Origin of the sequence: Pseudomonas germanica (genome assembly GCF_019614655.1) — a bacterium.
Taxonomy (GTDB): Bacteria; Pseudomonadota; Gammaproteobacteria; order Pseudomonadales; family Pseudomonadaceae; genus Aquipseudomonas; species Aquipseudomonas neuropathica.
The window spans coordinates 64,085-84,631 of record NZ_CP071586.1 but is presented as its reverse complement, the minus strand read 5'-3'; the positions used below and the strand labels follow the sequence as shown (position 1 = coordinate 84,631).

At 61.1% G+C, this 20,547-nt stretch carries 17 protein-coding genes and 1 pseudogene; all 18 read left to right on the top strand.

Features of this window, described 5'->3' with window-relative positions:
- Positions 1-9: 9 nt before the first annotated feature.
- The 18 genes and pseudogenes from tssE to J0G10_RS00310 all read left to right on the top strand — a co-directional run bounded on the left by tssE (position 10) and on the right by J0G10_RS00310 (position 20,536).
- Positions 10-417: a type VI secretion system baseplate subunit TssE gene (tssE, locus tag J0G10_RS00395; protein ID WP_007920274.1), complete on the top strand. Its 408-nt coding sequence runs from the start codon at positions 10-12 to the stop codon at positions 415-417.
- An 11-nt stretch (positions 418-428) separates the two neighbouring features.
- Positions 429-704 (top strand): annotated as a pseudogene (locus tag J0G10_RS00390) (PAAR domain-containing protein); the annotation flags it as partial.
- 105 nt (positions 705-809) lie between these two features.
- Positions 810-1,187: a hypothetical protein gene (locus tag J0G10_RS00385; RefSeq protein ID WP_095049654.1), complete on the top strand. Its 378-nt coding sequence runs from the start codon at positions 810-812 to the stop codon at positions 1,185-1,187.
- A gap of 40 nt (positions 1,188-1,227) precedes the next feature.
- Positions 1,228-1,587: a hypothetical protein gene (locus J0G10_RS00380; RefSeq protein ID WP_007920282.1), complete on the top strand. Its 360-nt coding sequence runs from the start codon at positions 1,228-1,230 to the stop codon at positions 1,585-1,587.
- Complete coding sequence (locus J0G10_RS00375; protein ID WP_220557187.1) at positions 1,584-2,036, top strand: hypothetical protein; 453 nt, start codon at positions 1,584-1,586, stop codon at positions 2,034-2,036. The genes J0G10_RS00380 and J0G10_RS00375 overlap by 4 nt, the downstream gene beginning before the upstream one ends.
- 27 nt (positions 2,037-2,063) lie before the next feature.
- Positions 2,064-3,851: a type VI secretion system baseplate subunit TssF gene (gene tssF / locus J0G10_RS00370; RefSeq protein ID WP_220557186.1), complete on the top strand. Its 1,788-nt coding sequence runs from the start codon at positions 2,064-2,066 to the stop codon at positions 3,849-3,851.
- Positions 3,815-4,822, top strand: a complete 1,008-nt coding sequence (gene tssG / locus J0G10_RS00365; protein ID WP_095049657.1) for a type VI secretion system baseplate subunit TssG — start codon at positions 3,815-3,817, stop codon at positions 4,820-4,822. Before tssF ends, tssG begins: the two co-directional genes overlap by 37 nt.
- A gap of 11 nt (positions 4,823-4,833) precedes the next feature.
- Positions 4,834-7,491 carry a type VI secretion system ATPase TssH gene (gene tssH / locus J0G10_RS00360; protein ID WP_095049658.1) on the top strand — a complete coding sequence of 886 codons (2,658 nt, stop codon included), beginning with the start codon at positions 4,834-4,836 and terminating at the stop codon, positions 7,489-7,491.
- A 10-nt stretch (positions 7,492-7,501) separates the two neighbouring features.
- Positions 7,502-9,022 (top strand): sigma-54 interaction domain-containing protein, encoded by a 1,521-nt coding sequence (locus tag J0G10_RS00355; protein WP_095125041.1) that lies wholly within the window; start codon positions 7,502-7,504, stop codon positions 9,020-9,022.
- Between the two features lie 93 nt (positions 9,023-9,115).
- The gene (locus tag J0G10_RS00350; protein ID WP_003229566.1) at positions 9,116-9,256 is read left to right on the top strand and encodes a hypothetical protein; all 141 of its coding nucleotides are present in this window, start codon (positions 9,116-9,118) and stop codon (positions 9,254-9,256) included.
- Positions 9,257-9,274: 18 nt separating this feature from the next.
- Complete coding sequence (gene tagH, locus J0G10_RS00345) at positions 9,275-10,471, top strand: type VI secretion system-associated FHA domain protein TagH (RefSeq protein WP_034152083.1); 1,197 nt, start codon at positions 9,275-9,277, stop codon at positions 10,469-10,471.
- A 5-nt stretch (positions 10,472-10,476) separates the two neighbouring features.
- On the top strand, positions 10,477-10,977 hold the full coding sequence (tssJ, locus tag J0G10_RS00340) for a type VI secretion system lipoprotein TssJ (protein WP_007920299.1): 501 nt from the start codon (positions 10,477-10,479) through the stop codon (positions 10,975-10,977).
- Positions 10,978-10,979: 2 nt separating this feature from the next.
- Entirely contained in the window at positions 10,980-12,311 is a 1,332-nt protein-coding gene (gene tssK / locus J0G10_RS00335; RefSeq protein WP_007920300.1) for a type VI secretion system baseplate subunit TssK, read from the top strand.
- Between the two features lie 5 nt (positions 12,312-12,316).
- The gene (gene icmH / locus J0G10_RS00330; RefSeq protein WP_016985783.1) at positions 12,317-13,192 is read left to right on the top strand and encodes a type IVB secretion system protein IcmH/DotU; all 876 of its coding nucleotides are present in this window, start codon (positions 12,317-12,319) and stop codon (positions 13,190-13,192) included.
- Positions 13,193-13,205: 13 nt separating this feature from the next.
- Positions 13,206-16,745: a type VI secretion system membrane subunit TssM gene (gene tssM / locus J0G10_RS00325; protein ID WP_220557185.1), complete on the top strand. Its 3,540-nt coding sequence runs from the start codon at positions 13,206-13,208 to the stop codon at positions 16,743-16,745.
- Entirely contained in the window at positions 16,745-17,473 is a 729-nt protein-coding gene (locus tag J0G10_RS00320) for a PP2C family protein-serine/threonine phosphatase (RefSeq protein WP_007920303.1), read from the top strand. The genes tssM and J0G10_RS00320 overlap by 1 nt, the downstream gene beginning before the upstream one ends.
- Positions 17,470-18,471, top strand: a complete 1,002-nt coding sequence (locus tag J0G10_RS00315) for a serine/threonine-protein kinase (protein WP_220557184.1) — start codon at positions 17,470-17,472, stop codon at positions 18,469-18,471. The genes J0G10_RS00320 and J0G10_RS00315 overlap by 4 nt, the downstream gene beginning before the upstream one ends.
- Positions 18,472-18,499: 28 nt before the next feature.
- Positions 18,500-20,536, top strand: coding sequence for a type VI secretion system Vgr family protein (locus J0G10_RS00310; RefSeq protein WP_220557183.1), 2,037 nt, complete (start codon positions 18,500-18,502; stop codon positions 20,534-20,536).
- Positions 20,537-20,547: the final 11 nt, after the last annotated feature.

Sequence of the window (20,547 nt, the reverse complement as noted above, 5' to 3'; positions counted from 1 at the left end):
GAGCGACTCATGGACGGATACGGTAGCCTGTTCGAACGCCTCAACGGCGACGCGCAACTACGCAAGGGCAACAGCCTTGAGGCTTGCGCCATGGCGTCAGTGGCTGCCCATCTGGCCAAAATGCTCAGCACCCGGGCCGGCAGCGTGCAAACGCTGGCCGACTACGGGTTGCCCGATCTCAATGACATGCGTCTGAGCCTGCACGACTCCCTGAGTCAGGCCCGTCTGGCCATCGAAAACTTCATCGAAGCCTACGAGCCGCGCCTGAGCAACGTGCGTGTCATTTCCCTGCCGCGTGACCACGATCAACTGCGCCTGGCCTTCAGCATCGAAGGCCTGCTGGAAGTTGAAGGGTTCAAGCGTCAGGTCAGTTTTTCCGCGCGCCTGGATGGCAGCGGACAAGTGAAGGTCACCTAAGGAGATCCCCGATGTCTGGCAAACCAGCAGCACGCGTATCCGACCCCACCGCTTGCCCACTTCCAGGCCACGGTACCAACCCGATCGCCGCCGGTTCCGGCGACGTATTCTTCGACGGCCTCGCGGCCGCCCGCCAAGGCGATGCCTCGGCGTGTGGTGGTGCGATGGTCGGCGATCTGGCGACCACGGTTTTGATCAATGGCAAACCGGCCGCGACCGTGGGTTCGGTTGGTATTCACGGAAACAAGGTCACGGCAGGTTCCGGGACGGTGATTATCGGCAATTCGCCAGGGTCGAGCTGATGACTAAGAAACACCTGAGTGGCGTTGTTCGTTCATGGATAGTCGATAGCGGGGCGTTCTGTCCATGAAGCACATGTTCGGGTCGGCTCAATGAAACACAGAGCCTGGCAATGTCTTGTGGCTTTTCTCAGCTCGGTTGGTTTGCTGGCGATTTTGGTCGGCTTGACGCTGCTGCTGCGGATGGAAAGCTCGACCGAACCAAAGCTGTTCGCTCATCCCCACGCGTTGTGGATTGGCGCCGAGGATGGGGGGGTATTCGTCGAGATTACTAAGCACGAAGCGCCGGACTATTACGTGGAAATTCGTCACGAAAGTGGAGGGATGTGGACTGAAGGCTGGGTTCGATATGGCACCAGGGACAGCCATCCACTCAGCGCTGCGGCAATTGGTGGCTACGGCGGTGAAGAGCTCTATGTCTATACGGGTGTCGCGATCACGGCGCAAAAACAGGGAGTTGCGCAGCGATGAATAAATATGTGCCAGCGACCCCGGGGCAGGAGACGGACGCATGACCGACTCAGGTCGCTTCGCAATGATTTGGCTGCAGCGCTTGCTACTCGTGGTGGGAGCGTTCGCCTGCATGCTCTATTTTGCTGCGCACGCGCTTTCCAACGCTTTTATGTTGCTGATGGACCGCGAAAATTTTATCCCTGCGCAGTCGTCCATCTGGACATTCGAACCTTACGAAATCAATCAAGGCTCTTCGTCTTACTGGCTCTACGGTGAGGACAGGGACAACTATTACTTTTTTGCGTACGTCCCTGAACATTCATATCGCGTGATCGCAAAAGACAATGGGTGCGCAGGCTTCGACAAGCGCGATGTCCGCACATGGTGCATGGATCACGCTGTGGAGGTTCGCAGATGACCGACTCATCAAGCGAGATGCTTATGCTCAGTCGCACGCAACTGAGCTTCTTCATGGCTGCATTGTGGTGGCCATTGCTGGCGGTGTTGGCGATCAGTTCCTATGACCTGTGGAGTGGCGAGTATTCAACACCCGAGTCGTCCGGGATTTATTGGCAGTACCTGTTGTGGTGGGGAATTCCCGGGCTTTTGGGTTTTTCGCTATGGATGTCCCGATCGGCGCAGAGCCGCAACGAGCAGCAGGCATTGCGGATGGTTTGGTGGGCGCCGGTGAAGTTCATCCCGTTCTATGCCGTGCCATGGATGCTGTATGGCTTGCTCAGTCTGGCCGTCGGTCAGCTCAGTGATGCCTACATGGCGTACGGCTGGATCTCGATTGTGCCGTTTCTCCTGATTGGCGGTTACGTCTGTGCCGGCGTGACGGTCGCGCTCTACAGGATATTTTTTTGATGAGTTCCACTACCAGGCAGGTAACCCGTGTCATTTAACCACTACTACCAAAGCGAACTCACCGCACTGCGCCAACTCGGTCGCCGTTTCGCCGAGCGTAGTCCGGCGTTGGCGCCGTATCTGGGCCAGGCAGGGCGGGATCCGGATGTGGAGCGGTTGCTCGAAGGCTTTGCGTTTCTGACCGGGCGTCTGCGCCAGAAGCTCGATGACGAGCTGCCGGAACTCAGCCATTCGCTGATGCAGCTGCTGTGGCCGAACTATATGCGCCCGCTGCCGGCGTTCAGCATTTTGCAGTTCGATCCGCTCAAGCGTTCCGGGCCGGCGTTGCGCGTCGAGCGTGATACGCCGATTGAAAGCAAGCCGATCGAAGACGTGCGTTGCCGCTTCCGCACCTGCTACCCGACCGAAGTGTTGCCGCTGGATCTGGCCGCGCTGAATTACTCGGTGAAGGGCGACGGCTCGCTGCTCAGCCTGCGTCTGGAAATGAGTGCCGATGGCCACCTCGGTGAGCTGGAACTGAGCAAGCTGCGTTTGCACTTTGCCGGTGAGCGCTACATCAGCCAGATGCTCTACCTGAGCCTGCTGCGCAACCTCGAAGGCATCGAACTGATCCCGCTCGACGGTGCCGGCAAACCGATCGATGGCGTCAGCGGCAAGCCGATGGCGTTCAAGATTCCCGGTGATCGGGTCAAACCGGTGGGCTTTGCCGAAGAAGAAGCGTTGATCCCGTATCCGCTGAACACCTTCCGCGGCTATCGCTACCTGCAGGAATACTTCGCCTTCCAGGACAAGTTCCTGTTCGTCGACGTCAACGGCCTGGACATCATCAACGCGCTGCCGGAAGACACCCTCAAGCAGATGCGTGGCATCGAATTGCGCTTCGATATTCGCAAGAGCGGCATCATGCGCATGCGTCCGACCTTGGATAACGTGAAGCTGTTCTGCACGCCGATTGCCAACCTGTTCGCCCACGACGCACTGCCGATTCGCCTCGACGGCAAGCAGGATGAATACCTGTTGCTGCCGGCGGAATACGATCTGGAAAACTGCGGTGTGTTCTCGGTGGAAACCGTGACCGGCTGGAAGCCCGGCGGCCTCGGTTATCAGGAGTACGTGCCGTTCGAATCCTTCGAGCACGACCCGAGTTTCGACGTGCCCAACAGCCGTCCGCATTACAGCATCCGCCAGCGTTCGTCCTTGCTGCACGACGGCCTCGACACCTACCTGAGCTTCGGTATTCGCCATACCGAAGCCCACGAAACCCTGTCGATCGAGCTGATGTGCACCAACCAGAACCTGCCGCGCAAGCTCAAGCTCGGCGACATCTGCATGGCCAGTGAAGAGACGCCGGAGTTCTTGAGCTTCCGCAACATTACCCCGGCCACTTCCAGCTTCGCGCCACCGCTGAACCGTGACTTCCTGTGGAAACTGATCAGCAACATGTCGCTTAACTATCTGTCGCTGGCCGACGTCAATGCGTTGAAGGTGATTCTCGAAACCTACGACTTGCCGCGCTACTACGACCAGCACGCGGAGAAGGTCAGCAAACGCTTGCTCGGCGGCCTCAAGCACATCAAGCATCACCACGTCGACCGCTTGCACCGTGGGTTGCCGGTGCGCGGTTTGCGCACCGAACTGACCATCGACCCGGAAGGGTACATCGGCGAAGGCGACCTGTTCGTCTTCGCTTCGGTTCTTAACGAGTTTTTCGCGCTTTACGCCAGTCTCAATTCATTCCATGAGCTGCGCGTAAAAAGCACACAGGGAGAGGTGTACCAATGGACACCACGTATGGGCCTGCAGCCCCTGCTTTAAGCGGGCTGACCAAGGTAATACGCGAGTACTCGCTGTTTCAGGCCGTGCTGCTGGTGATCGACCGGCTGCGCGAAGCACACCCGTACCTGAGCGAAGACGATCTGTACGACCACGTGGAGTTCCAGGCCAACCCGAGCCTGGGCTTTCCGCGCAGCGACGTCGATCGCGTCGAGTTTTTCGAAGAGCACGGGCAGATGCGCGCGCGCATGCGTTTCAACCTGATCGGCCTGGTCGGTTCCGGCTCGCCGCTGCCGGCGTTCTATGGCGAACAAGCCCTGGGCGACAGCGAGGACGGCAACCCGACGCGCAATTTCCTCGACCTCTTTCACCATCGCCTGCAACGGCTGATGCTGCCGATCTGGCGCAAATATCGTTACCGCGCAAGCTTCCAGAGCGGCGCGATTGACCCGTTCTCCTCGCAGCTATTCGCCCTGATCGGTCTGGGCGGCGACGAGATCCGCAAGGCCAAGGAACTCAACTGGAAACGCCTGCTGCCGTACCTCGGCCTGCTCAGCTTGCGGGCGCACTCGGCGGCGCTGATCGAAGCCGTACTGCGTTACTACTTCAAGCACGAAGACCTGGTCATCGAGCAGTGCATCGAGCGCCGCGTAGAAATTCTCGAAGAGCAGCGCAATCGTTTGGGTCGTGCCAACAGCATGCTCGGTGAAGACCTGGTGCTCGGCGAACACGTGCGCGACCGCAGCGGCAAATTCCGCATTCACATCACCGAACTCGACTGGCAGCGATTCCATGAATTCCTGCCGATCGGTTTCGGTTACCAGCCGCTCTGCGCGCTGGTGCGGTTCACCCTGCGTGACCCGCTCGATTACGACATTCGCCTGGTCCTGCGCCAGGAAGAAATCCGCGAACTGCGCATCGGTGAGCAGAACGCCTGTCGCCTCGGTTGGACCAGTTGGCTGGGCCGCGAGAAAGCGGACGGCGTGGTGACCCTGGGCAGCAAAATTCATTAAGGACGTGAGCCATGATCAACGTAGACCTGCAACAACTCATCCAGGCGCTGGACGCCGAAACCCGTCGTGATCTGGAACGTTCTGCCGAGCGTTGCGTGGCCCGTGGCGGCAGCAAGATCCTCGTCGAAGACTTGATGCTCGGCCTGCTCGAGCGTCCGAACGGTTTGCTGTCGCGCGCACTGCAGGATGCCGACGTCGACGCCGGTGAACTCAGCGCCGCGCTGCAATCGCGGGTCGAACACAGCGCCTCTCGTAACCCGGTGTTCGCCCCGGAACTGGTGCAGTGGCTGCAAGACGCGCTGCTGGTAGCCAACCTCGAACTGGGCCAGACCCAGGTCGAAGACGCGGCGCTGATCCTCGCGCTGCTGCGCAATCCGATGCGCTACGCCGGCAGCCGTTATCAGCCGCTGCTCGCCAAGCTGAACATCGATCGCCTGAAGGAATTTGCCCTGTCGCAACAGGAGCAACCGGCGGCCAACGGCAAACCAGCGGCGCAGGGCGAATCGCTGCTGCAGCGCTTCACCCACAACCTGACCCAACAGGCCCGCGACGGCAAACTCGACCCGGTGCTGTGCCGTGACGGCGCGATTCGGCAGATGGTCGACATCCTCGCCCGTCGCCGCAAGAACAACCCGATCGTCGTCGGTGAGGCCGGTGTCGGCAAGACCGCCATCGTCGAAGGTCTGGCGTCGCGAATCGCCGCCGGTGAAGTGCCGCAAGTGCTCAAAGGCGTAGAACTGCTGTCGCTGGACATGGGCCTGCTGCAGGCTGGCGCCAGCGTCAAAGGTGAGTTCGAACGTCGTCTTAAAGGCGTGATCGACGAAGTCAAAGCCTCGCCAAAACCGATCATTCTGTTCATCGACGAAGCCCACACCCTGATCGGCGCGGGCGGCAACGCTGGCGGTTCCGATGCGGCCAACCTGCTGAAACCGGCACTGGCCCGTGGCGAACTGCGCACCATCGCTGCGACCACCTGGGCCGAGTACAAGAAATACTTCGAGAAAGACCCGGCGCTGGCCCGTCGTTTCCAACCGGTGCAACTGCACGAACCGACCGTCAGTGAAGCGGTGACCATCCTTCGTGGTCTGGCCCAGGTTTACGAGAAGAGCCACGGCATTTACCTGCGCGATGACGCGGTGGTTTCGGCGGCTGAATTGTCCGCACGTTATCTGGCCGGTCGGCAGCTGCCGGACAAAGCTGTCGATGTGCTCGACACCGCTTGCGCCCGCGTACGCATCAGCCTCGCCGCCGCCCCGGAAAGCCTTGAGCGCCTGCGTGGCGAACTGGCTGAAGGTGGCCGCCAGCGTCAGGCCCTGCGCCGCGATGCCGAAGCCGGTCTGCTGATCGACCACGAAGCGCTGGATGCATTGGAAGCGCGTCTCGACGAAGCCGAAACTGAAATGGTCGCGCTGGAAACCCTGTGGACTGAACAGAAGCAACTGGCCGAGCGCCTGCTGGAACTGCGTCAGCAACTGGCCAAGGCCCGCGAAGCTGCTGCGGTCGAGCCAGTGGTCACCGTTGAAGAAGACGCCGAAGGCACCGTGATCGAAACCGTCTCCGCTGAGGTTGAAGAAGGCCAAAGCGTCGAAGCGCTGGAAGCCCAGCTCAACGAAACCCACAGCGCCCTGACCGCCGCCCAAGTCAAAGAGCGTCTGGTCAGCTTCGAAGTCTGCCCGCGTCTGGTCGCCGAAGTGATCAGCGCCTGGACCGGCGTGCCATTGGCGCAACTGGCCCGTGAGCACAACGCCAAAGTCGCCAGTTTCGCCACTGACCTGCGCACGCGCATCCGTGGTCAGGAACAGGCCGTGCACGCACTGGATCGCTCGATGCGCGCCACCGCTGCCGGTCTGAACAAGCCTGACGCGCCGGTCGGTGTGTTCCTGCTGGTCGGCCCGAGCGGCGTCGGTAAAACCGAAACCGCGCTGGCCCTGGCTGACTTGCTGTACGGCGGTGATCGTTTCATCACCACCATCAACATGTCCGAGTTCCAGGAGAAGCACACCGTCTCCCGTCTGATCGGCGCACCACCAGGCTACGTCGGTTACGGCGAGGGCGGCATGCTCACCGAAGCCGTACGCCAGAAACCGTACTCGGTGGTGTTGCTCGATGAAGTCGAAAAGGCTGACCCGGACGTGCTCAACCTGTTCTACCAAATCTTCGACAAAGGCGTGGCCAACGACGGCGAGGGTCGCGAGATCGACTTCCGCAATACGTTGATCCTGATGACCTCGAACCTCGGTAGCGACAAGATCAGCGACCTCTGCGAAAACGGCGCACGCCCGACCGCTGAAGTCCTCGAAGAAACCATTCGCCCGGTACTCAGCAAACACTTTAAACCGGCGCTGCTGGCGCGGATGAAAGTGGTGCCGTACTACCCGGTCGGCGGCCCGGTATTGCGCGAGCTGATCGAGATCAAACTCGGTCGTCTCGGCGAGCGCCTCAACCGTCGTCAGCTGGATTTCAGCTGGTGCCAGAACCTCGTCGATCACCTGTCCGAGCGTTGCACGCAAAGCGAAAGCGGTGCGCGCCTGATCGACCATTTGCTCGACCAGCACGTTTTGCCGCTGGTTGCGGATCGTCTGCTCGACGCCATGGCCACCGGTGAAAGCCTCAAGCGTGTGCATGCCACGCTCGACGGCGAGTCCAGCGTGACGTGCGAGTTCGCCTGAGGTGGGTGTGATGTTCACTCAGGTGCCGCAGCCACTGGTCTATGCCGAAGCGTTGCTGGCGCAGTTCGCCAGTCTGTCGCGGGCGGCGGACGGTGCTGCGTTGCTGGGTGACTTCGTGCGTGGGTTGGCCGAGTTGAGCGGTTGCGAATTGACGCAGCTGTATCTGCTCGACGCCACCCACACGTGCCTGGGGATGAATGCCGAATACCTCGACGGCGCCTTGCAACCGCGTGAAGCGGCGAGCCTGCCGGCGGATTACAACGGTGAGCAACTGCTGCAATTCGCCCTGTGCCAGAACCGCGTGGTGTGCCTCGACGACTTGAGCGGCAGCCTGCACGAAACCAGTTTCCTGCCAGCGGCGACCTCGCCGTGGCAGTCGCTGTTGTGCGTGCCACTGGTCAATCAGCACAAAGCTGTTGAAGGTTTGCTGTTGTGCGCCAGCCGTCGTCGTACCAACCTGCAAGGCTTCGCCGATTCCCTCGGCCAGCTCGGCTCGTTCGTGCTTGGCCAATTGCATTTGTTGCAACGCCTGCGTCAACCGCTGGCGGAATCGGCAACAGTGGCGCGCAGCGTGCCGAGCATCAGTGGTTATGGTTTGATCGGCAAAAGCGCGGCGATGCGTCAGACCCATTCGCTGATCAGCAAAGTCCTGCACAGCCCGTACACCGTGTTGTTGCGCGGCGAAACCGGCACCGGCAAGGAAGTCGTTGCGCGGGCGATTCACGATTGCGGCCCGCGCCGTTCCCAGGCGTTTATCGTGCAGAACTGCGCGGCGGTTCCGGAAAATCTGCTGGAAAGCGAGCTGTTCGGCTATCGCAAAGGCGCGTTCACCGGTGCCGATCGCGACCGCGCCGGCCTGTTCGATGCGGCCAATGGCGGCACGTTGTTGCTCGACGAGATCGGCGACATGCCGTTGTCGTTGCAGGCGAAGATCTTGCGCGTGTTGCAGGAAGGCGAGATCCGTCCGCTGGGCTCCAACGACACGCACAAAATCGATGTACGCATCATCGCCGCAACGCACCGCGATCTGTCGACGCTGGTCAGCGAAGGCAAATTCCGCGAGGACTTGTACTACCGCCTCGCGCAATTCCCGATCGAGCTGCCGGCGCTGCGTCAGCGTGAAGGCGACATCCTCGAACTGGCCCAGCACTTCGCCGAGAAGACCTGCACGTATTTGCAACGCGATCCGGTGCGCTGGTCGAGTGCGGCGCTGGAACACCTGTCCGGCTACAACTTCCCCGGCAACGTGCGTGAACTCAAGGCATTGGTCGAACGTGCGGTGCTGTTGTGCGAAGGCGGCGAGTTGCTCGCCGAGCATTTCTCCCTGCGCATGGAGGCAATGCCGGAAGACAACAGCCACTTGAATTTGCGTGAACGCCTCGAGCAGGTCGAACGCACGTTATTGCTCGATTGCCTGCGCAAAAACGACGGCAACCAGACCCTCGCCGCCCGTGAACTGGGCTTGCCGCGACGCACGCTGCTGTATCGGCTCGGCCGTTTGAACATCAATCTGGGAGATTTCGATGGGTAGGCAAAACTTCATCGAAATCCCCACAAAAACCAATTTCAGCGCCGCCCGCAAGGGTCGGCGCTTTGTGCTTTGTCTACACCTGGAGACCCTCTGATGTCTGTTCGTCACTGGCACGCTGTCCTGCTGACCCTCGTCGTTCTATGCGGCCTTGGCGGCTGTAGCGGCAATTACAAATTCAACGACAACGACTATCGCCCGTTGGGTGATCCGCAAGCGGTCAATCGCGGCAAGTGACCGCAAGGAGCATCAAACATGGAATTGGTTTTCGAAATGCTGAACACCAAGCAGTTCGTGCCCACCGAGTTGTGCCAGAAGACCTTTAAACAGGCCGGCGGCGTGATCGGGCGGGGCGAGGACTGCGACTGGATCATCCCTGACCGCAAGCGTCACCTGTCCAATCACCACGCGATTGTCAGTTACCGCGAGGGCACGTTCTTCCTCACCGACACCAGCAGCAACGGTGTCCAGGACGGCGAGAGCGGCGCACGCCTGCACAAAGGCGAACCGGTGCGCATCGAACACGGCAGCACCTACGTACTGGGTGACTTCGAGATTCGCGCGCGCCTGGTGCGTGACCCGGCGACCTTCGACGGTGAAGTCGGCCGTCCACGCGCTGCCGGCAGCATCATTCCCGATGACGCATTTCTGGATCTCGATCCGCTCAATGCTCTCGAACAGCAAGAGCGTGTGTACTCGGAAATCGACGAACTGCTGGCGCCGAACACCAAGCCTGAGGATTCCCGTCAACGCGCCGACTACGCGCGCATCGACATGGAAAGCCTGATGGTGCCGGAGCTGATTGCAGCCCCCGTCGAACCTGAGCCCGCTCCGGCACCGAAAGCCGTTGAGCGTCAAAGCGAAGGTTTCTGGGATCATTTCGGTGCGGCGCTGGGTGTCGACGTCAAAGGCCTCAGCCACGACGAACGCGAAGCCCTGGCGTTGAACGCGGCGCGCTTGCTGCGCCAAAGCATCGGCGGTTTGCAGCAGAGCCTGCGCACTCGTTCGGAGCTGAAAAACGAACTGCGTCTGGCCCAGACCACCGTGCAAGGCACCAACAAGAATCCGCTGAAATTCGCCGTCGATCCGAGCGAAGCGTTGCAGATTCTGTTGCAGCCAAGCAAGCCCGGCCATCTGCCGGCCGAGCAAGCGATTTCCCGCGCGTTCCGCGATCTGCAGGCGCATCAAGTCGCACTGCTGACCGCCAGCCGCGCCGCCGTACGCGGCACGCTGGAGCATTTCTCGCCGGAGCAACTGACCCTGCGTTTCGAGCGTGACAACAAGCCGTTGATCGCGACATCGGGCGGGCGCTGGAGAGCGTTCGGCCGTTATCACCAGGCGCTGCGTCAGGACGATGACTGGAGCGAGCGTTTGCTGGCCCGCGACTTCGCCCAGGCTTACGAAGAACAGATTCGCCTGATCTCCACCCTCCACACCGACCACCAAGGATGATGCGCATGTCTCGCCGCTCGACCGCTTTTTTCAAGACGCTGACTGCGCTCACCGTGCTGGTGCTGCTCGCCGGTTGCTCGTCGCTGTCGCCGTACTCGAAAGTGACCAAGATCAACCTGAAGCTGACCGGCAGCGATCAGCTCAACCCGGACCTCAACGGTCGGCCGTCGCCGATCGTCGTGCGCCTGTTCGAACTCAAGCACCCGGTGACTTTCGAGAACGCTGATTTCTTCAGCCTCTACGAGCGCGCCAAGGAATCCCTCAATCCGGATCTGGTGGCCAGCGAAGAACTCGAACTGCGCCCGGGTGAAACCGTGGAGATGAAGCTCAAGGTGGAAGAGGGCAGCCTTTATGTGGGCGTTCTCGCCGCTTACCGCGACTTGCCGGACACCCAATGGCGCCACACCGTTCAGATCACTCCGCTGGAAGTCACCGAAGTCGATCTGACTCTGGACCAGACCGGCATCCGCAACACCAATCAAGTGCTCGCCAAGGCGGATGACTGATCATGAATACCCATAAAGTCATTTGGCAGGAAGGCATGCTGCTGCGTCCGCAGCACTTCCAGCACAACGATCGTTATTACGATCACCAGATGAAAACCCGCACCCAGTTGCTGGGTGGCTACACCTGGGGTTTCCTTAATCTGGAGATCGACTTGCAGTTCCTCAACATGGGCAAACTGGTGATCAGTGAAGCCTCGGGGATTCTGCCGGACGGCAGCCTGTTCGAACTCGGTGGCAACACCGAGCCGCTGGCGCTGGACGTACCGCCGAACACCGGCAACACGCCGATTTATCTGGCACTGCCGCTGGTCACCGGTAACCACATCGAGTCGCGCCGTCCGGAGCAGTCCGACGTGCTCGCACGCTATACCGCGTACGACGCTGAAGTGGCCGATTCCAACGCTGGCGACGATTCCGCTAGCCAGGTCAGCTGCGGTCGCCCGGACTTCAAACTGTTGCTCGGCGAGCAGCAGAGCGATCAGGCCTACGTGAAACTGAAGATCTGCGACGTGCTCGACACCACGCCCGACGGCGTGATCAGCCTCGATCCGGATTTCGTGCCGACCTACATTCAGGCCCACGCCTCCAGCTATCTGCTGTCGTGTCTGAAAGAAGTCATCAGCATGCTCAACCACCGTGGTGACACGATTGCCGAGCGCATCCGCTCCAACGGCAAGGTCGGCGGTGCCGAAGTCGGCGACTTCATGATGCTGCAACTGATCAACCGTACCGAACTGCTGCTGCGCCACTACCTCGGCCTGGAGCAGGTGCACCCGGAAGAGTTGTACCGCACGCTGCTGACCATGCTCGGCGATCTGGCGACCTTCTCCGGCGAAAGCAAACGCCCGCGTCTGGACAGCCGCTACTCCCACGCTGACCAGGGTGGGAGCTTCCGCAAACTGATGGAAGCAATTCGTCAGGTGCTGTCGATGGTGCTCGAACAGCACGCCATCGAACTGATCCTGCAAGCGCGTCAGTACGGCATCATCGTCTCGCCGTTGCACGACCACAAACTGCTCGGCTCGGCGTCGTTCGTGCTGGCAGCCAGTGCCAACTGCGACTCCGAAGAACTGCGCCACCGCTTGCCGGCGCACCTCAAGGTCGGCCCGGTGGAGCGTATCCGCCAACTGGTCAACCTGCACTTGCCGGGGATCAAGGTCAAACCGTTGCCGGTGGCCCCACGGCAGATCGCGTTCCACTCGAACAAAACCTATTTCATCCTCGAACTCAGTTCCGAAGACCTGGCACAACTCGAGCGCTCCGGCGGTTTCGCGTTCCACGTGTCCGGCGAATTTGCCGAGCTTGAACTGAAATTCTGGGCCATCAGGAACTGACCGACATGATCAAGGAAACGGATTACAACCAGGACGACAAAACCGTCCTGCTCGATCGTCAGGGCCACGGACCGGCATCGAGTCCGCTGACCGACTTCGCCGCGCCGCCGCGTTTCGAGCAACTGGAAGAACGCATGATCTACGCCGCGCGCCTGCGCCCGGCGGAAGCATTCAACATCAGCCTCAATTCGCTGGTCGCCGCCTCGTCCGAGCTGCTCTCGGAAGTGGTGCGTCTCAAGCACAGCGAAACCCGCGAAGACTTGTACGCACTCAACGAGCGTCTGACTGCCGGGCTGAAACTGTTTGAAGTACGCGCCCTGCACAACGGCGCCGAAAGCAGCCAGGTGATGGCCGCGCGTTACGTGCTCTGCACCGTGGTCGACGAAGCTGTCGTGACCACGCCGTGGGGCAACGAAAGCGAATGGTCGCAGATGAGCCTGCTGAGCAGCTTCCACAACGAGACCTTTGGTGGCGAGAAGTTCTTCCAGTTGCTCGATCGACTGTCGAAGAACCCGGTCAAGCACCTGCCGATGCTCGAGCTGATGTACCTGTGCCTGTCCCTCGGTTTCGAGGGCAAGTACCGCGTACAGGCACGCGGCATGCTCGAACTCGAAGGCATCCGTGACGCCCTTTACCGGCAGATCCGTCAGTTGCGTGGCGACGTGCCGCGCGAGTTGTCGCCGCACTGGGAAGGCTTGAACGATCAGCGCCGCAACCTGGTGCGCATCGTGCCGGCGTGGATGGTGGTGTTGTTCACTTTCGTCTGTCTGGTGGTGATGTATTCGGGCTTCGCCTGGGTCTTGGGCGAGCAGCGCGACACCGTTCTGCAACCTTATCAGCCGCTTGATCCGGCCGCGGTGCAACCGCAGTCGCAGCCGTAAACAGGGACGTGTGATGAAAAAGTTTTTCAAGAAAGTCGGCGCCTTCCTGCGCCAGACCTGGGTCTGGACCTTGCTGCTGGTGCTGTTCGTGGCGCTGCTGGTGTGGTTCGTCGGCCCGTTGTTGGCGGTTGATGATTACAAGTTCTGGGAGAGCGCGACTTCTCGCTTGCTGACCATCGCTGTGCTGTTCCTGATCTGGGGCCTGACCATGGTCTTCGTCAGCTGGCGCAGCGGTATCCGCAAGAAAGCCGAGGAAGAAAGCGAGGACGGCCAGGACCGCATTCGCCGCGAAGAGCTGATAGACGAAGAACAGAAGGAGTTGAAGGCGCGCTTCAAAGACGCGCTGAAAACCCTGAAGACGTCGAGTCTGTATCGCGGCCGCAGCGAACGCTGGCGCAGTGACTTGCCGTGGTACCTGTTGATCGGTCCGCAGGCCTCGGGCAAGACCAGCCTGCTGGACTTTTCCGGTCTGGAATTCCCGATCAACAAGATCGACCGCAAGCTGACCCGCGACACCCTCGGTACCCGTCATTGCGACTGGTACTTCGCCGACCACGGTGTGCTGATCGACACCGCCGGGCGTTACACCACGCAACCGGATGTGGAAGTCGACGGCGGCGCCTGGACGACATTGCTTGAGCTGTTGCGCAAGCGCCGTCGCGGTCGTCCGTTGAACGGCGTGCTGGTGACCATTCCGGTGGAAACCCTGCTCGGTGGCAGTGAGCAGGACATCGACACTCTCGCGCGCCAGATTCGCGGCCGTCTGCAAGACGTGCATCAGAAACTGCACGTCGACGTGCCGGTCTATCTGGTCCTGAGCAAGGCTGACAAGCTGCTCGGCTTCGACGAGTTCTTCGATCAACTGACCCGCGAAGAAAGCGATCAGGTGCTCGGCACCAGTTTCCGCAAGGATCAGGTCGGCACCGACGTCGCTGTGTTGCGCAATGAGTTCGAAGAGCTGCTGCGTCGCCTCAACAGCCAAGTGATCATGCGCATGCACTCCGAGCGCGATACTCAGCGCCGTGGCCGCATCCTCGACTTCCCGCATCAACTCGGGCAGATCGGCGAGCGCCTGTGCCTGTTCGTTGACATGGCGTTCACTGGCAACCGTTATCAGCGTGCCACGCAACTGCGTGGTTTCTACCTGACCAGCGCGCCACACCTGACCCAGGAAATGGATGCGACCACCGCTGGCATCGGCGCCAGCCTCGGCATGAGCGCCGGCGTGCTGCCGACCCTGCGCAGCGGTCGCTCGCGGTTCATCCATCATTTGTTCAGCCAGGTGATTTTCCCGGAATCCGACTTGGCCGGTCTGGACAAGCGCGAACGCAGCCGTATTCATTGGGGCCAACGTGCGTTGTACGTCGGCGCACTGGCGGCACTGGCACTGTTCGGTATGCTCTGGGCGGGCGGTTTCTCGGCCAACTACGAGCGCCTGGAAAACCTGCGCAATCTGGCGCAGAACTGGACGCAGCAACGCACGGCACTGTCGCCGCGTGATGACGCCATGGGCGTGCTGAAAACCCTCGACAGCAGCTACGCCGCGACGCAGGTGTTCCCGAAGAAGGGCGACGTTTCGTATCACGAACGCGGTGGTCTGTATCAGGGCGAAGACGTCAATCCAGTGGTCAAAGAGGCTTACGAGCGCGAGCTTGAAAAGCAACTGCTGCCACGGGTTGCAACCATGCTCGAAGGGCAGATCCGCGCCAACATGAAGGACCGCGACCGTCTGCTCAACAGCCTGCGCGCGTACCTGATGTTGAACATGAAGGATCGTCGCGATGCCGCGTGGCTCAAGGACTGGGTCGCCACTGACTGGTCGACGCGCTACACCGGCAACACCGCTGTGCAGAACGGTTTGAGCGCGCATCTTGAGCGTTTGCTGAAGCAGCCGTTTATCTACCCGCTGAACGATCAGTTGGTTACCCAGGCGCGTCAGGTCTTGCGCAGCGAATCGCTGGCCACCGTGGTGTACCGCATGCTCCGCGAGCAGGCGCGCAATCTGCCGGACTATCGCTTCAGCCAACACCTCGGTCCACAAGGCTCGCTGTTTATCGGCACCGAATACGTGATCCCGGGTTTCTACACGCAAACCGGTTATCAGCAGTATTTCTCGGTACAGGGTTCGGCGCTGGTTACCGACATCCTGCGTGACAACTGGGTGCTCGGCGAAGGTGCGGGCATCAGCGACATGGACTTGCGTCGCCTGATGGTCGAGCTGGAGCAGCTGTACTTCCGCGACTACGCCAACTACTGGAGCGAAGCCGTTGGCCAGGTTGCCCTGCCGCCGATCAGCGATGCCGGTGAAGGCGCCGAGCAACTGGCGGGCCTGACCTCGGCCAACTCGCCGGTGCTGGCATTGCTCACTGAAGTGCGTGAGAACACCCGCTTCCAGGCCGCTGCAGACCCTGTCGAAGAAGCTGGCGACGCTGCTGATGCGCTGGCTGGGCAGAAAGGCAAACTGGGTAAGGTTGGCAAACTTGCCGCCGCCGCCGCGGACAAGGCTTCGGCCCTGAACGTGGCGAAGACCCTGCCGGACACCGCGAAGAAGTCGCTGCAACGCCGCTTCGAACCGTTGCATCGTTTGCTCGATGACAACAACGGCCCGGCTGCGGACCTGACGCCTGCACTGAGCGCGCTCAACGACCTGCAACTGCAACTGGCCGGTCTGGCCCGTTCCAGCACGCCGGAACAAGCCGCGTTCGAAATGGCGAAAACCCGCATGAGCGGCCAGCGTGATGCGCTGACCAACCTGCGCAATGCGTCTGGCCGTCTGCCGCGTCCGCTCAGCGTGTGGTTCAACGTGCTGGCCGAAGACTCTTGGCGTCTGGTGCTTAACGATGCTTACCAATACCTGAACGGTCGTTATCAAAACGAGCTGTACAGCGTGTATGGCAAAACCATCAGCAAGCGTTATCCGTTCAGCGCCAGCAGCACCAGCGACGTAGCGATCAGCGATTTCCGCGAGTTCTTCCGCGCTCAAGGCACCGTCGACCGTTTCTTCGACAGCTACCTGCGTCCGTTCGTCAGCGGCGATCCGGGCAACTACCGCATGCGCAGCGTCGACGGTCACAGCCTGCCGGTATCGAAGATGTACCTGGACCAGATGGCGGCAGCGCTGACGATTCGTCAGAGCTTCTTCTCGATCAACCCGGCCGAGCCGACCGTGCAGTTCAAACTGGAGCCGTACACCCTCGACCCGGCCGTCAGCCGTTCCGAGTTCAAGTTCGGCGACAAGACCATGGAATACCGCCACGGTCCGATCCTGCCAATGTCGTTCAAATGGCCGACCGATGCTGAAGACGGTCGCACCAGCCTGGTCATGGACAAAATGGCCGGGCGTCCGATCGGCATCGAGAAGAACTCCGGTCCATGGTCGCTGTTCCGTCTGTTCGACCTGATGCAGACCGAGTACCTGAGCGGTCGCGACGTGCTGGTGCTGAAAGCCGACGTAGGTGGCCTGCGCGCCAACTACCTGCTGACCAGCCAGCGCACGCCGAACCCGTTCGACATGGGCGTGCTGCGCACCTTCCGTATGCCGGTGCAGCTCTGATGCTGGTGGCCAGTGCCTGGCGCAGCGCGGCGCGTACCGACCCGGGCAAGGTGCGGGCGCGCAACGAAGATGCCTTCCTCGACTCGCCGCAGCAGGGGCTGTGGGTGGTCGCGGACGGCATGGGCGGTCATCAGGGTGGCGACATCGCCAGCCAGTTGATCGTCGCCAGCCTGGCTGAACTGCCGCAACACGAGGACTTCGACGAACGCCTCAAAGCCATTCGCCAGTGCCTGCACTGGTTGAACCGGCGCTTGGGGCAGGAGTTGACGGTCACCGCCGGACGCCACGACAGCATCATGGGCAGCACCGTCGTCGCGCTGCTGGTGGAAGGCAATCGCGCGGCCTGCATCTGGGCCGGCGACAGCCGTTGTTACATGTGGCGCGGACAGCGGCTGTATCAGCTGTCCAAGGACCATTCGCTGCAACAGCAATTGATCGACGAACAGCAAATGAGCGTCGAACAAGCGGCGGCACACCCGGCGGCTCAGGCGTTGACCCGAGCTGTTGGCGCGGCCGAAACACTGACCCTGGATGTACTGGAACTCGAGGTCTATCCGGGCGATGCGTTTTTGCTCTGCAGCGATGGTTTGTATCAGGGCCTGAGCAGCGATGCCCTCGGCAACGCCCTCAGCCTCAGCGCGCCGCACGTGGCGCTGGAACGTTTGTTCGACGGCGCCCTGCGTGGTGCCGCGCGCGACAACCTGACAGCCGTGGTGATCCGCCAATGACTGAAATCGAATCCTCAGTCGATGACTTGCTGATGAGCGAAGAACAGGCCAACAACCTGACCTACTTCGCCTTCGCCAAGGAGAACAAGGCAGAACCTTTGCTGGCGCCAACCAAGGCCAGCATCGGTGCACTGCCGGACGTACTCGCCGGTCGCTACCACCTCGAGCGTCTGCTCGGGGCCGGTGGCATGGGCGCCGTTTACCGGGCGCGGGATCTGCTGCACGAACAGTTCGGTGATCCCGACCCTTACATTGCGCTGAAAATCCTCAGCGAAGAATTTGCCGAATCGCCGGACGCCAGTGCCTTGCTCTACAGCGAGTTCGCCCTGACCCGACGCCTGCGCCACGACAACGTCGTGCGTGCGCACACCTTTGAAGTCGACACCGACTGCCAGCGGGCCTTCATCACCATGGAATACATGCGTGGCCTGACCCTGGACAAATTGCTCTGCGAGCGGCCCCTCGGCCTGCCGTGGCAAGAACTGCGCGACATCGTCCTGCCGCTGCTCGACACGCTGGCCTACGCCCACGGTCGCGGCGTGCTGCACGGTGACATGAAACCGAGCAACGTCATGCTCAGCGAAGACGGCTTGCGCCTCTTTGACTTCGGCCTCGGTCAGGCAGAGGAGGGTGTGATGCCCGGCCTGCCGCATCTGAGTCGCGAACGCTTCAACGCCTGGACCCCGGGCTACGCCGCCCCCGAACTGCTTGAGGGCCAACCTTTGTCGGCCAGCGCGGACGTGTACGGCGTGGCCTGCGTGATCTACGAACTGGCGGGCGGCAAACACCCGTTCCGCCGCTTGCCCTCGACCCAGGCGCGCGATGAGCAGCTGGAGCGCGAACTGCAAGCCCCGGCGAACTTACCGAAACACGGCTGGCCAGCGCTGCGAACCGCGCTGAGCTTCAACCCGGCAGAACGCACCATCACTGCCCAACAATTGCGTGACGCCTTGGGCGCCACTTCGTCCTGGCTGCAACGTCTGCGACTTCGGGCGTAACGGATGACATTCGAACAGGGAGCACTTTATGTTCAACCCAGCTAACGAAACCCACTTCAGCCTCAAGGTCGAAGACTACGTCGGCGACCTGCAAGTGCTGTCGTTCACCGGCACCGAAGGCATCAGCCAGCCGTATCGCTTCGACCTCGAACTGGTCAGCGAAAACCCGGATCTGGACCTCGAACAACTGCTGCACAAGCAGGCGTTTCTCGCATTCGATCCACAAGGCTCGGGCATCCACGGCCAGATCTACCGCGTCGCTCAGGGCGATGCCGGCAAACGCCTGACCCGCTACAAAGTGTCGATGGTGCCGCAACTGCAATACCTGCATCACCGCACCAACCAGCGCATCTACCAGCAGATGTCGGCGCCGAAAATCATTGCGCTGATCCTCGAAGAACACGGCATCAAGGGCAACGCCTACAGCTTCCAGCTCAGCCAGCCGTGCCCGGACCGCGACTACTGCGTGCAGTACGACGAAACCGACCTGCACTTCGTCCAGCGCCTGTGCGAGGAGGAGGGGATTCACTATCACTTCCAGCACAGCGACAAAGGCCATCTGCTGGTGTTCGGCGACGACCAGACCGTGTTCCGCAAACTCGGTCAGCCTACCGCGTATGTGCAGGGCAGCGGCATGGTCGCCGAAGAACCGGTGATCAAAGGCTTCAAACTGCGCCTGGAAACCCGCACCAGCCGCACCACACGCCGCGACTACGACTTCGAAAAACCGCGCCTGCAAATGGAAGCCGCCTACAAACCCGAAGGCGAGAGCACTGAGCCGGATCTCGAAGACTACGACTACCCGGGCCGCTTCATCGACCGCGCCCGTGGCAAGTTCCTCAGCCAACGCGCCCTAGAACGCCATCGCGCCGACTACCGGCAGGCCGAAGGTCGCGGCGACCAGACCAAACTGGTCAGCGGCCACTTCATGGAACTGTCCGACCACCCGCGCAGCGAGTGGAACGACCTGTGGCTGCTCACCGAACTCTTCCACGAAGGCAAACAGCCGCAAGTGCTCGAAGAAGGCGTGACCAGCGACACCACCGACAACAAAGACGACTTCCACCAGGGCTACCGCAACACCTTCCTCGCCACCCCGTGGGACGTGTTCTACCGCCCGGCGCTGCAGCATCCGAAACCGCGCGTACTCGGCAGCCAGACCGCCATGGTCACCGGCCCCAAAGGCGAGGAAATCCACTGCGACCAGTACGGCCGCATCAAAGTCCAGTTCCACTGGGACCGCGAAGGCCAGGCCGACGACAAAACCAGCTGCTGGCTGCGCGTCTCCAGCTCCTGGGCCGGCGACCGCTACGGCGCCATCAGCATCCCGCGCATCGGCATGGAAGTCCTCGTCACCTTCCTCGAAGGCGACCCCGACCAACCGCTGGTCACCGGCTGCCTGTACCACAAGGAAAACCCGGTGCCGTACGCACTGCCGGCGAACAAGACTCGCAGCGTGTTCAAAACACTCAGCTCACCGGGTGGCGGTGGCTACAACGAACTGCGCATCGAAGACAAGAAAGGTGCGGAGCAGATCTACATTCATGCCCAGCGTGATTGGGATGAAAACGTTGAGCATGACCAGAAGATTCGGGTCGGTAATGAACGTCATGACACCGTGGTGAAGAACACCTACACCGAGCTGAAGGCCGAGGAACACCGCACCACGATTGCCGATCGCAAGGTTGAAGCGAAGCTGGATGATCACCTGACGATTGGGCAGAACCAGCATGTGAAGCTGGGGACTGCGCAGCTCACCAGCGTGGGGAAAGAGATTCATCTTAAGGCTGGGGACAAGATCGTTATTGAGGCCGGGACAGAGCTGACCATTCTTGGGGGTGGGAGCTTTATCAAGCTGGATGGCGGTGGGGTTACGGTGGTTGGGCCGGTGATCAAGATCAATGCCGGTGGGTCGGCTGGTTCCGGCACGGGGATCGGGATTAAACCGCCGGTGCTACCGGGGGCGGCGGATAAGGATAAGGCGGGGAGTTTGATGGATCAGGCGTTGGGGAATGCGGTGCCTGAGAAGGTTAAGCCGACAGTTGATTACCCTTTCTCGCTTTGAGCGGACGGACA